The following is a 13,657-nucleotide window of genomic DNA, read 5'->3' on the forward strand; positions in this document are numbered from 1 at the left end:
TCTTTGTTATGGTATTTCTCCTCTATTGCAATCCTGCATTTTACTCACCTAAAAAAATTATTATCTTTCATATTTTAATACTATTTCAGCAAAGCAATTTCGCATTTTGCTATGCGTAGGTTGTTATTTGTTGAAATATTACAAACAACAAAAAAGATAATGATTATAGGAGTATGGTATGAACCGTAATTTCTTAGTGATTACCATGATTTTTGTCATTTCTTGCCAATCTTATACACCAGAACGTATTGATTTACTCACGACACCAGAACCAATACATGTGGGAAAATCTATTCCAGAAGCAAAAGAAAGTATACCAAAGCAAGAGATCGGACAGACAAAAATAGATTTACCAATACTGGTAAAATGGTTAGGAACCAATAATTTCAGAGTAAAAGAAGCACGTGTAGAATATGAAAATGCACAGAGACAGTCGCAAATTAAAACCCCTTGGCCTAATCCTGAAATTGAAATCGGATTGTTAATAGGGTCTGAATTAAATGGTGCCAGTGAACGGCGTCTTCAACCAAATGTAGCTATTGGTATAGATATTCCTTTAGGAAACCGATTACAAGCTCAGGACAACGTTTATACAGCACAAGCCAAATTAGCTTATACCAAGCTTTTGTATAAATACAGAGTCGAGTACTTACAACTAAGAACATTTTATTTTCAATTGCTACTAAAGCAAAAACAATATGATGTCCAAAGTAGGATTAGCAAAAGCTTAGAAAAATCTGTTGCAACTTCCAAAAAGTTGATAGAAGCCGGCGGAGCAACGGGTTTAGATGTAAGTATCATGGAAATAGAGTTGCAGCAAAGCAAAAATGAAGAGCTACAGCTACAAACAGAACTACTAAAAATAGCAGCTGATTTGTTCGAGATAGTAGGTTTGGATGTCCATGTTTTAAAGAATTTAGAAAAGCCGGAAATACCAAGAATAACGAATATTCCCAATGTAGAAGATCTACACAAAATAATGCTAAAAAACAACCCTGATATTGCTAATTTAAACGAGACTTATGAAGTTGCTGAAAAAGAGCTGGAACTTGAAATAGCAAAACAGTCTCCAGATATAAGACTACAAAGTTCTTTTGAAGGAGATCCTGGTGCTGATACAAAGATATGGGGCGTTTCTGTTGAAATTCCACTACCTATTTTTGATCGAAACCAGCAGGCAATAGCAGCTAGCAAAGGAAATCGGAGCAGCATTAAAAACCAATACCAGAATACTTTGCAGAGCAATAAAATTGAACTGCAAAAAGCATACGAAACTTATATCCTGGCTCAAAAAAGATTTACATTGTTGAAAGATACAATTTTGAACAAAGCCGAAGAGAATATTAAGTTGACTGAAGCTGCTGTATATAGTGGCAACGTCAATTTCTTAAGATATTTGGAAGTGCAACGCACCAGTCAAAGGATAAAGCTAAGTAGTGTTCAAGCTGAAATGGATATGTACACAGCATGGCTTGAAATAGAAAAAATAGTCGGTATGCCTATTATTTTGTTTGATGCAGAGCAAAACATCGAAGATCTATCGCTAGAAGGAAGGGAATAACATGTTAAAAAAAATAATGTACAAAGTGCTACCGATTGCACTACTAAGCATAACCTGTACTGGCTTAGGTTTGGCTGCTGGTTGGATAGCTGGCATGGAAAAAAGTCCTGTTGTTAACAATGAACATTCTGACACAGAATCTCATGGTGAACATTCTGTCGAGTTTTCAGAGGAAGCACTTCAAAATATGGGAATAACAATGGGTGAAGTGCAGCAAACTACTTTTGTCAAAAATTACTCTATTCCTGCAACAACAAAGATCATTTCAGCCAATATACAGCCCGTTTTTTCTCCTGTACGTGGATATGTAAAGGAGGTAAAGATTCACTTTGGTGCGATGGTCAAATCAAAAGATCCTCTAGTTACTATTATTCGCGACCCTTTTCCGCGAGTGAACCTCACTTTAACAGAGAACATCATAAAGCCTGCGACTGAAGATGTTCATGAAATCTTAGGTAGTTATAGAAGAGCTATTAAAAATGTCGAAATTGCTCAAATGGAATTGAGACGTATAAAGCAATATACTGAAAATAATGGGAATAATAAATTTCCAGTGATATCGAAAAAAACATTTATTGATGCCAAATATGAATTAGAAAGAGCAAAACAAGAGTTATCTATAACTAAAGATGAACTAATACGACATGGCTTATCCATAAAGCAAATTGATGACATTAAAAAGGGAGAAAGACCTGATCTTGATATCAAAGTATGGTATTTACCTTTAAAGCGTAATGGACTATGGCCTCCCATCGCTTCTGATATCTACAAAACTTTGCCAAAAGATATTCAAAAAACTCATTGGACTGTTGTTACTATTGGAGAATTAGTAGCCGCAGGATTATTAAATAAAGCGCTTTTAAAATGGTTGCAAAAAGAGCCGAGAGCAGGCAAGTACTTTTTGGAAATAGGTGGTTTGTTGCAAAACGGACACACTCTAGAAAAAATAAAATCTTTGTATGCTATACGAGCTTTTGATCCTGTTGTTGTTGTGAAGGCTCCCTCTTTAGCAAAAGACTGGGATTGCCATGAGATAAAAGTGAAAGTTGGTTCGTTAGTAGAGGAAGGAACTCCACTTTTAACATTGGAAAATTTTGATGAATTGCATTTGCTGGTTGAACCTATAGGTAGCGAAAAAAACATCGTTTTGAAGGCATTGCCTCAAAACTTAAGTATGAAAGCTTCTCCTTTAATTCCTGGTGTTGGAACACATTTGGAAAATCTGATTTTTTTCAACACTATTGGCGATGACCAAAGTCGTATGAAGGCATATATGCGCGTTAAAAATAAACCTCTTCATATCATAAAACACCCTAGTAGAGGACAATTTCGTACATGGCAAGTACAGGAAGGTCAACAGTATATGTTAGAGATTCCAGTAGAAAAAATGGAAAAAGTTTATGTTTTTCCAAAAGAAGCAGTAACAGAAGATGGACCTGAAAAAATAGTTTTTCTACAAAATGGTAAGAGCTTTGAGCCTATAAAAGTAAAAGTTTTGTATCAGGATCACAAAGTGGTAGTAATTGCTAATAACTTGGATATTTTTCCTGGAGATACAATTGTACAAACAGGTGCTTTTGCCTTAGGTTTAGCACTAAAATCTGGATCTGAAGAATCTGGTGGACACCATGGACATGCTCATTAGAAAGGAGATATTATCATGTTAAATCGTATTATTGCATTTTCATTGAAAAATCGCCTATTTGTGATAGTTATCGCTCTTTTGGTCATGTGTTATGGTACTATAGTTGCTATTTACATGCCTATAGATGTTCTTCCAGATTTAAATCGACCACTTGTTACAATTTTAACAGAAGCTCCATCTATGGTCCCTGAAGACATCGAACGTTTGATCACTCTTCCGATGGAGCAAGTTCTCAATGGATCTACTGGTGTTACCAGAGTGAGATCAGCTTCTGGTTTGGGGCTATCAGTGATTTATGTTGAATTTGACTGGGGCACAGATATTTATCGCAACCGTCAAATTGTCCAAGAAAAATTACAACTAATTGCCAGTAAACTCCCACCAGATATTACTCCGCAAATGGCTCCCATCTCTAGTATTATGGGACAAATACAGATGATAGGGGTGCAGAGCAAAAGCGGAAATATTGATTCTACTGATTTACGTGCTTTAGCTGATTACACTATAAAATATCGCCTACTATCTATTCAGGGCGTTGCTCAAATTGTTACCATTGGCGGAGCCCCACGCCAATTACAAATTATAGTTGATATCGATAAATTAAGACTTTTAGATGTATCTCTCGATGAGATACAGACCGCTGTGCAAAAAACGAATATCAACAGTTCTGGAGGCTTCCTGAGTATGGGAGCAAAAAGTCCTATTATCACTGTCATAGGACTTGCTATTGACGAAGAAGCTATCAAAAATGCGGTGGTAAAACTTTCTCCTACACGTCCCATCAGATTAAGAGATGTAGCTGATGTCAAATTTGGACCTGCTTTGGTGCGTACAGGAGAAGCTGGTATTGATGGTAAAGGTGGCGTTATCATGGTCATCTTTAAACAACCACAAACCGATACAGTAGCACTAACAAACCGTATTAACAAAGAACTACAGCTTATGAAAGAAGGGTTTCCAGAAGATATTGTACTCGTTGAAGATCTTTTTCAACAAGCGACTTTTATTCATCGTGCTATAGACAATGTAATTGAAGCTGTACGAGATGGTGGTGTTTTAGTTATTTTAGTTTTATTGTTATTTTTGATGAATTTGCGCATTACATTTATAACCCTAACAGCGATTCCTTTATCAGTCGCAATTACAGCTATTATCTTTTCTATATTTGATTTGTCTATCAATACCATGACCTTAGGTGGACTGGCGGTGGCCATTGGCGCACTTGTTGATGATGCTATTGTCGATGTAGAAAATGTACATCGTCGACTAAAAGAAAATGCCAAGTTGAAATCTCCTAAGAACAAACTTTGGGTGATTTTTCGCGCCTCCAGCGAAGTCAGGCAACCAATCTTAATCGGTACCCTACTTGTGATCGTGGTATATTTACCTCTTTTTTTCTTATCTGGTTTAGAAGGACGTCTTTTTATTCCTATTGGTATTGCTTACATTTTAAGCGTTTCTGCCTCCCTCTTTGTTGCACTAACAGTTACTCCCATTCTTTGTTACACCTTACTATCAGATAAAGAAGAACATAAAGAAAAAGGTGATTCCTTGGTAGTGAGATGCTTGAAAATTGTAGTAGGAAAAATGATTTTTTTTAGTATCAAACAGGCAAAAATCATTATCGGATTGTTTTTATCATTGCTCATTGTCAGTATTTTTTTACTGGTGACACGTGGTTCTCAGTTTTTACCACCTTTTAACGAAGGGGTTGCACAAATCAATATGTTCTTGCCTCCTGAAGTAGGGCTGGAAACTTCCAATTTGTTCGGAGCACGCTTAGAAAAGATACTAACACAAGTAGAGGGCGTCAAACACATCGCCCGAAGGACAGGTCGAGCTGAAGGTGACGAACATGCCGAAGGAGTTAACAACACAGAGGTTATCATCACTTTTGATTCGAATTCAAAACGTTCCCGAGAAGAAATTATTAGCGAAGTACGAGAAAAAATTAAAAAGGATTTTCGAGGGATTCCCACGGAAGTCGATCAACCTCTCTCTCATTTATTAAGCCACATGATGTCTGGCGTTCGCGCTCAGGTAGCTATTAAAATTTTTGGCCCTGACTTAGATGTTTTGCGGCGCCAAGCAAAAAAAGTAGAGGCCGCAATAAATAACATCCCTGGAATTGCGGATCTGTATGTCGAACAACAAGTTCTTGTAGACAACATCGTTATTGAACCAAAGCGTGAAGAACTTGCACGCCTGGGATTAACTGTCGAGGATATCTCCGAATTCATTGAACTAGCAATGGAAGGTGAAGTTATTTCTCGTATGCGTATAGAATCGTTTACCTTTCCCATTATTTTACGTTTGGAAGAGAACGACCGCAACGATTTAGAAAAAATAAGAAACTTCAGAGTAAAACGCGATAACGGTGTATCGGTATTATTTTCTGATGTTGCTAATGTTTATATTGGCAAAACACCTAATAATATCAATCGCGAAAATGTATCCAGACGTATCATCATCCAACACAATATTGCTGGAAGATCTTTAGGCGAAGTGGTTGCTGATGTAGATCAGGCGTTAGAGCCTATACGTAAAGAGCTTGCACAAACTCCTGGATATTCTATTCAAATTGGTGGCCAATATGAAGCTCAAGTTCAAGCAACGCGCATGATCTTCCTTTTGAGTATTGCTTCCATTTTGATTATGTTCATGGTTCTTTATATCTATTTCAAATCAGTAAACTTATCACTGCAAATTTTAATGAGTATCCCAATGGCCGTTATTGGCGCTGTTTTCTACATTGTATGGAGCCAGCAGCCTATTTCTATCGCCACTCTTGTAGGATTAATTTCATTAGGAGGAATTGCCTCTCGCAACGCAATCCTCCTTTTGGATCGTTACTTATATTTAATGCGAGAAGAAAAAATTCCTTTTAGCGCTGAAATGATTATTCGCGCTGGCCAGGAAAGAATGGTTCCTGTGATGATGACAGCATTGTCAAGTGGGATTGCTCTTGTACCTATTGCTTTGTATCCAGATAAACCTGGAAGTGAAATTTTATATCCTGTAGCAACTGTAATCATCGGTGGTCTAATATCCAGTACCATTTTGGATTTCTTAGTGCGCCCATCTATTTTTTGGCTTTTTGGAAAAAACGCAGCAGAAACTGTTACTCAAACCCCTGAAACATTTGATACAGCAACAGAAAAATTATTTTCTGAGTTTCAATCAAAAAATAATCTTAAATCTTAAAATAAGGAGAAAAAAATGAGTGCGCCAAGCTAAGCTAACATAAAACCAGCTGGACAATCCAGCACGTGTAAAGGTTAACCACTGGCACGGAACGGAACCATGCGCGTAAGGAGGTAACAAATTACGTGAAGCCATGGGAAAGGAGTTTGTCAGCCGCAACGCAAGTGAAGGTATTGAGCCCCGTAATATCTCTCTAACGTAAAGGGCCAGGAGTTTCATTTCTCTGAAGCCAGAATTGTAGCATTCGTAAGGGTGAGAATGCAACAACTTTACCGGGGTCTAAGGCCGTAGCGGGCAAACAAACGGTTTATGTTGGAACTTGGGAGAACCAAAGTATTCCAAAGAAGCCTTGGAGGAGCTGAAGAGGCAACGAAAAGGTACGATACTTTGGTAGTCGGACTGTCTCGTAGTAGAGGAGTAGATAGGGTAATGCCTATTGATTCCATAAAGGAAACTCGAAGGGGACAGCAGTTTAATGAATAGAGGTAAAATTCGACATGCTGTACACTGAAACAGGAAAAACATGGGAGAAGTTATCTCTAATATCCAGTCATGCTCGAAGAGATAGGAGATTTCAGTTTACGAGCTTAGCTCATTTGCTGAATGAAGAATACCTTCGGGATTGCTACAAGAGCCTTAACAGGAATAAGGCAGTAGGAATAGATAATGTAAGTTGGAGAGATTATGGAGAAAATCTGGAAGAAAACCTTTCAAAGTTAGTACGAAAGCTAAAAAGCAAAAAGTACAAACCAATGCCAGCAAGACGGGTTTACATCCCAAAAGAAGGTGACGAGAAACGAGCACTAGGAATTCCAGCGATAGAAAACAAAATCGTTGAACGAGGAATAACATGGATACTGGAAAGTATCTATGAGCAAGATTTCCTAAATAACTCATATGGTTTTCGACCAGAAAAGAACTGTCATCAGGCGCTCAAGGAAATAAATAATATAGTGAGCAGCCAGCCTGTAAGCTACATAGTCGAAGCTGATATAAGAAAATTCTTCGATAAAGTACCTCACGCGATGTTACTTTCGAGTATTAAAATGAGGATAAAAGACACAACAATGTTAAACCTCATAGAGAAATTTCTAAAGGCAGGCTATGTAGATCATGAAATGATGATTAGGACAGAGGAAGGAACGCCGCAAGGTAGCATATTAAGTCCAATACTGTCAAACATATATCTCCACAATGTACTAGATACTTGGTTTGAAAATACAATAAAGAAAAGTGCGAAAGGCTATTGCGAACTGATTCGCTATGCAGATGATTTTCTATGCTTAACACGCTACAAAGAAGATGCGATTAAAATAGAAAAAGCACTCAACGAACGATTCAAGAGATGTGGTTTGGAACTACACCCAGAGAAAACACGAATACTATCTTTTGGTAGATTCGAAAGGGGAAACGCCAGACTGCAAAACAGGAGAGCTAATACTTTCGATTTTCTTGGCTTTACTCACTATTGTGATGTAACAAGAAAAGGCCGGTTTAAAATAGGTAGAAAAACTAGCCGTAAGAAATTTGCAGCAAAATGCAAAGATATGAATACTTGGTTAAGATCTATCAGAAACCTGGTTGAAGCCAAAGAATGGTGGAAAACACTAGAAGCCAAACTACGCGGCCACTATCAATATTACGGTGTTAGCGAAAACTACGAAAGCATTAGCCACTTCTATCGAGTCACTATAAGAATGGTGATAAAATGGATGAATCGTCGTAGTCAAAAGAAAAGTATGAATTGGGAAGGATTCCAGAGATATCTCAAACTTTACCCGCTCCCAAAACCAAAGATAGTACACAACTTTTACTTATCTCGTGTAAGGTGAATTAGATTGAAGAGCCGGATGCTGGGAGATCCGCATGTCCGGTTCTGTGAGGGACATTGACGTTCCTTACACTAATTAAATGAAACTAACATTTCACACATGTGTAAATTTTAAGGGACTATATTATGTCTACTCGACAATATATTGTCATATGTTTTTCTATTATCGCTTTATCTTTTATGGGATGTGACTCATCAACAAACAACGGAAATTCGAACACAGAAGAACAAGGACATGGTCATTCTCATGGTCATGAACACGGACCTAATGGAGGTGAACTGTTAGAAGTAGGGGAACACCTTGCTCATATAGAATTTATTCATGATGAAAAAGTAGGAAAAATAACCCTATATATTTTGGGAAAAGATGCAAAAACTGCAGAAGCGATTGAAGGTACTCCCATGTTAAACTTAAGGTATAAAGAAACGAAAAAACAACTTAAGACGGTCGCCATGAATACTGCTGAAAATAAGTCCTCCCACTTTGAAGTTACAGATGAAATTCTAAAGGAAGAAGTTGCTGGCAGAATAGCCATTACCATAAAGGGAGTAAAATATAATATAAAGATAGAACATGACCACGGCCATGACCATTAAACTCTAAACTCATTGAAGGAATACCTCTTTTTTCGTAAGAAAAAAGAGGTTCTTACATTATGCACAAAACTGAATTAGACACAGGCATTTACCTGATCGAACAAAATACAGGACAAGTATTTACTCTAGATCCTCACCAAGATAATATTATTGGTCGTTCTTTGGGACAAGGAGTCCATACAATTATCTTACACCACCCAGCTATTTCTAAAACACATGCCGTGATCAAAATAGAGTCTACACAGCAATGGTCTTTCCAAAATCTGAGTCGTAATGGTTCAATGCTGAATGGCAAAGCAGTTACTGCCAAAAAAATCCTTACTCATGGCGATGAAGTTACTATTGGATTTTGTAAACTTATTTTTTACGAAAACCTGGCTGCAAACGACGAGACTATGGAGATGCCTGTAACGGATGCTACTCACCAAAGCGGTAGCCCCTATGCTAAAGATTACTGGGAAAATGATACTGACTCTAAAATAGAAAATGTAGCAATTTTCTTTTTTATCGGTTTATCAGTTTTAATTTTTGTTTACTTTTTTTTCGCAAACTAAGTACAAGTTACATCTCATCTTGTTATTTTCTTTGAATATTAGTAATTATCACCCGAGTTTTATTTTCATAACATTAAATTTTCAATTTTCAATATGCCACAAACCGGGGTTTTTGGCACACCATCCTCAATTTCCGTTTTTGACCTTGAATGTAATTGAAATGTGTGCTAAAATTCATGCCAAAAACAAAGAGTCATATATAATTAGCTTTTATGAGAAATGGCACAGGTAGGCAAAATGTTTATAGGTTACGCTCGCGTCTCGACTGACGACCAGTCGCTGGATGGACAAATTGATGCTTTGGAAAAAGCAGGTTGTGAAAAAATATTTCAAGAACATGTCAGTGGTGTAAAAAAAGATCGTAAGGCTTTGAATGAAGCTTTAGAGTATTTACGTCCAGGTGATACTCTTGTTGTTTATCGGCTAGATCGACTGGGAAGATCTGTTCGGCAGTTAATTGAGTTTGTAAATGAACTTAAAGAAAAGCAGGTACTATTTAAAAGTATAAGTGAAGCTATTGATACAAGTACCCCCACAGGGCAATTTTTCTTTCACATAACGGCTGCATTCGCAGAACTTGAGCGCAATTTAATTCGGGAACGTACACAAGTAGGTTTAAGAGCTGCTCGTGCAAGAGGTCGTAAAGGTGGTCGGAAGAAAGTCATCGACAAACAAACTTTCGAAATAGCTCTACAGTTATATGAAGAGAATAAAACACCTGTGACTGAATTTTGTAAGCGTTTAGGTATAGCCAAAAGAACTTTCTATCGATATCTCGCAGAGCACAAGGCAGCAAAAAGCAGTTCATAAATTGAGCTCAGTTTCGATTCGAAACTGACGGATTTATCTCCAACATTTTTCGACAGTTCTCCACAGTAGGAATATCTTCTGTGCTATAATTCTATTGACTTTTCGTGAAACTGTATTATTATGCTCTCCTTTAAATTTTTTATCACATCTTTTGCACAACAATATCGACCATCACAAGCCCTTTGAAGAGGAAGAACTGCAACTCACAGTAAATCGTGGTAACATTTATCATAATCTAAACAATGATAATCTACGTAAAGCTGCACAGGTTATCTTTCATGATAAAGTATCTAAAGAGTACTATCAAAAGACAATTGTTGCTGGAAACTATATTGGTTTTGATTTGGAAAAACACGGGTTTACCAACTTACTTGTACATATCCGTCTACTCGCAGAGTTTTTCCGGTCAGCAATTCATCTTGTAGGGCAAACTACACGTCAAAAATCAAATAAAGTCTTTTTTATGGGCGAGGGGCAGGGAAGGACTTCGATTGCTGCAATTGAAATCGCAAAACAGTTACAAATAAAAGAAATTTATTTAAATGATCTCCTCACAGAACATGTGGAACATGTACGCGAAAAAGTAGCGCGCTGTTATGGAACACGCAGTCAAATTATTGATGGGGTAAAACTACAGTTTGTACCAGGCGACTTTACCGAAGTTGCCCAGAATATAGATGTGCAGTTTGATGCTATTTTCGCTATGTGGATGGTAACATCTGAGATTTGTGATTTTTCGAATGTGGATTCATTAAGAGATGTAAGAAATAATTTGTATCATAGCGTAAAAAAATTGCTCACAAAGCAAGGTGTATTTGTGGAAGAAATCCCTTTTAGTGAAGGAATTGGTAACTTTTACTATGTAGCACGTCTCAAAACCTACCATATTTTGCATGAGATGGGAATTCTCGAAGGCGAAAATGATCATATGCTACTCACTGATTTTACAGATATTCAAAGTAGTGGATTCCCCTATCATATTCGTTATATACCATGCAATGGCAAACATCGACAAGAATTGGAATCTGTAGGGCTGGTGGAAAATGAAAGTACTGTAACATTTGCTCCCAGCGGTATAAAAAACCTTGGGCTATATGAGAAAGAGATAGGCTCATCTGAAAAAATTGTCAATTTATTTGCCGGAAACTCAATTGATGACATCATTCCTTATTTGAAGCAGAAGGAACAAGAATGCTTACTTTTTCCAAAAACAACGGATATTGTAGCAGAGAAAAAAAAGACGATTTTGTGGCGACAGAAGTATCCTATTTAATCATTCCATAAGTGCCAGAAAATAGAGCGCCAGGTGTTAGCTTTGGACGAATTGCGGTGGAAGTTACCATCAAGAGTGTTTGGTGAAAATGACATGATAGAATTACCTACAATTACTACGTTTTCATCTATATCAAGATTCTTTATCAACTTGATCTTTGTGTATTTGTTTTTGTAATTTTTTTTGTAAGATTCATCCTCTAAATTTTTTGGGCATATTACATGAGCTGTAATTTCATATTTGGTTCTCAAATTAACATATTTATCAACAAAGTCTTTTCCTAGTTTGCTATTGACCAAATTATTTTCAAAGGCAATGAAGTGTAGCTGCGTTTTACGCGCTTCTTGTAAAAGCTCCATATATACTTGTTTAATCGCATCCCAACCTGAGAACTGAAAGAATCTTTTATTGTCCTGGTTTTGTAGCGATGGCCACACAAAATTTTTAATATCTTTTACCAGTTGCTGCTGTTTCTCTATACCTGCTTGCATTTGCAGGATAGTTTTCGCAAAAAACATTTGTGGATTGTTTTTTTGAGAAATAAGCTGGTGATCACTCAGTTCCTTTATGGCATCTTGGACTTCTTGTGAAGACATATTTGAAAGAACTTGAATTTTTTCTTCGGGCAATTCTCCATGCTGTAGAACAAACAAATAAACTTCAAGTGCTGTTTCGCTAATCCCTATGATTTCAGCTAACTCCTTGGGGGTGTTTTTCATTTTGAGGTATTAAAATATAATTTTTTATGTGTTTTATTTCTCGTTCCAGTTGGCGAAAAATAATCATGAAAGGCTTTTTACAAGGTGCAAAGTGCATCGCTTTTCTAAATACAGGGAAAAGGTAATACTCTGTTTCCTCGATATATTCTACTTGTTTTTGAAAATCAAAAACTTCAATCGTCATTAAGTTATGAAGCCGATCTGCCATTTTTATGAGTATAACTTCTGGATAATACATGGCGCAGCTCTCCAATGAGTATAAATAACTTTTAAATTTACAGTACGATGTGTGCCACATAGGCTCTTTAGAAAGTGTTATTACCATCTGGGTAACCACTTTGCCAAAATTTTGCTCTATGCACTCTTTGGTAATAGATGTATCTTCCAAGACATCGTGAAGCAGAGCTGCATCTAGTATGTATTGATCTTCTACACCTGCTTCAAGTAAAATATCATGGACCGCATGCAGATGAGTAACATAAGGCTCTCCTGTTTTGCGGAATTTGCCTGCGAATACTTTTTCAACAAACTTTGTTATTTGCATAATCAAGAATAACACTTTATACAAAGAACGTTAGCACATTGGGAAGTTATTGTAAAATACGTTTTGTTATTGCAAAATTAAATTTAAAACCTTCTCTACATCTGAAATAACACTTAAACAACCTCTTTCAACGGTCTGATTCATCTCATCCGCATAGTGTTTAATGTATTTATACGAATTCCCCAAAGATGACTCTACTTGTGTGCCAACTAATTGAGCAAGAACTTGGGCTGAAAGTTCAGCCACAATCTCTTGGTACGGATCTTGTCCGCGCTTGAGATTCTTAACAACTCTTGAGTGTGCCGCGTGCGACAATTCATGAAACCATGTCTTTTCAGATGGCGTAGCCAGGCGTATTGTTTCTCTACTTCCTCTTTGTTCATAGGACCCATAGTACAATCCCATGAAGTTGACTCCACAAACCGATATGCCCCATTCTTTTGCTTTATCAAACAAAGGTAGTTTTGGTAATTCAATTGGTTCATATTCCAATTTTTCTCCATCGGTATTTTCCACAGCAAACACAGGAACAGGTATATAACCAACAATAATCTTTTTTTCGATGGTCTCAGTTTCACCAGTGGTTTTATTTACCTTATCAATTGTTTTCTTAACCATTTTTGGAGAAATAATATAAAAACACTTTGCACCTTTTTTCACTTTGCGTCTAATTTTTTGCCATTGGCGAAAACCACGAGAATCGTTTGTATCATTACTTATCATGATGAGCCTGTTTGCTAAAGACCATGATGTAGATGGAATATTTGCGTATGGTGGAAACACTGCTATTGATATAGCTTTGGGAACATCGCCATTTTTGAATAGGTTTACAATTGTGTTCAATGTCGATTTTACTTTTTGTTGCTGTATTTGCGCGCGAGACATAGCTGATTTTGTGGTCATAATAGCCTCCTAAATG

The 13,657-nt window shown here is 36.9% G+C and carries 11 protein-coding genes; 8 read left to right on the forward strand and 3 right to left on the reverse strand.

Going from position 1 to position 13,657, the window contains the following annotated elements; genetic code table 11:
* The first annotated feature begins 178 nt into the window (after positions 1–178).
* The 8 genes from UABAM_RS27015 to UABAM_RS27050 all read left to right on the forward strand — a co-directional run bounded on the left by UABAM_RS27015 (position 179) and on the right by UABAM_RS27050 (position 11,475).
* Positions 179–1,561 carry a TolC family protein gene (locus tag UABAM_RS27015; RefSeq protein ID WP_151971106.1) on the forward strand — a complete coding sequence of 461 codons (1,383 nt, stop codon included), beginning with the start codon at positions 179–181 and terminating at the stop codon, positions 1,559–1,561.
* A gap of 1 nt (position 1,562) precedes the next feature.
* On the forward strand, positions 1,563–3,206 hold the full coding sequence (locus UABAM_RS27020) for an efflux RND transporter periplasmic adaptor subunit (RefSeq protein WP_151971107.1): 1,644 nt from the start codon (positions 1,563–1,565) through the stop codon (positions 3,204–3,206).
* A gap of 15 nt (positions 3,207–3,221) precedes the next feature.
* Positions 3,222–6,410 carry an efflux RND transporter permease subunit gene (locus tag UABAM_RS27025; protein ID WP_151971108.1) on the forward strand — a complete coding sequence of 1,063 codons (3,189 nt, stop codon included), beginning with the start codon at positions 3,222–3,224 and terminating at the stop codon, positions 6,408–6,410.
* 497 nt (positions 6,411–6,907) lie between these two features.
* Positions 6,908–8,242, forward strand: coding sequence for a group II intron reverse transcriptase/maturase (gene ltrA, locus UABAM_RS27030; RefSeq protein ID WP_151971109.1), 1,335 nt, complete (start codon positions 6,908–6,910; stop codon positions 8,240–8,242).
* A gap of 125 nt (positions 8,243–8,367) precedes the next feature.
* A complete protein-coding gene (locus tag UABAM_RS27035; RefSeq protein ID WP_151971110.1) occupies positions 8,368–8,838 on the forward strand; it encodes a hypothetical protein in 471 nt (156 codons plus the stop codon).
* Positions 8,839–8,897: 59 nt separating this feature from the next.
* Positions 8,898–9,392, forward strand: a complete 495-nt coding sequence (locus tag UABAM_RS27040) for an FHA domain-containing protein (protein WP_151971111.1) — start codon at positions 8,898–8,900, stop codon at positions 9,390–9,392.
* 237 nt (positions 9,393–9,629) lie between these two features.
* Positions 9,630–10,202 (forward strand): recombinase family protein, encoded by a 573-nt coding sequence (locus UABAM_RS27045; protein WP_151971112.1) that lies wholly within the window; start codon positions 9,630–9,632, stop codon positions 10,200–10,202.
* A 151-nt stretch (positions 10,203–10,353) separates the two neighbouring features.
* Positions 10,354–11,475: a class I SAM-dependent methyltransferase gene (locus tag UABAM_RS27050; RefSeq protein ID WP_151971113.1), complete on the forward strand. Its 1,122-nt coding sequence runs from the start codon at positions 10,354–10,356 to the stop codon at positions 11,473–11,475.
* Here UABAM_RS27050 and UABAM_RS27055 read toward each other — a convergent pair.
* The 3 genes from UABAM_RS27055 to UABAM_RS27065 all read right to left on the reverse strand — a co-directional run bounded on the left by UABAM_RS27055 (position 11,472) and on the right by UABAM_RS27065 (position 13,641).
* Positions 11,472–12,194, reverse strand: a complete 723-nt coding sequence (locus UABAM_RS27055) for a hypothetical protein (protein WP_151971114.1) — start codon at positions 12,192–12,194, stop codon at positions 11,472–11,474. The two genes, UABAM_RS27050 and UABAM_RS27055, sit on opposite strands and share 4 nt — an antisense overlap.
* Positions 12,166–12,738, reverse strand: coding sequence for an HD domain-containing protein (locus UABAM_RS27060; RefSeq protein ID WP_229759439.1), 573 nt, complete (start codon positions 12,736–12,738; stop codon positions 12,166–12,168). Before UABAM_RS27060 ends, UABAM_RS27055 begins: the two co-directional genes overlap by 29 nt.
* 66 nt (positions 12,739–12,804) lie before the next feature.
* Positions 12,805–13,641, reverse strand: coding sequence for an ArdC family protein (locus tag UABAM_RS27065; protein WP_229759310.1), 837 nt, complete (start codon positions 13,639–13,641; stop codon positions 12,805–12,807).
* Positions 13,642–13,657: the final 16 nt, after the last annotated feature.

Source organism: Candidatus Uabimicrobium amorphum, assembly GCF_009002475.1.
In the GTDB taxonomy this organism is placed as follows: domain Bacteria; phylum Planctomycetota; class Uabimicrobiia; order Uabimicrobiales; family Uabimicrobiaceae; genus Uabimicrobium; species Uabimicrobium amorphum.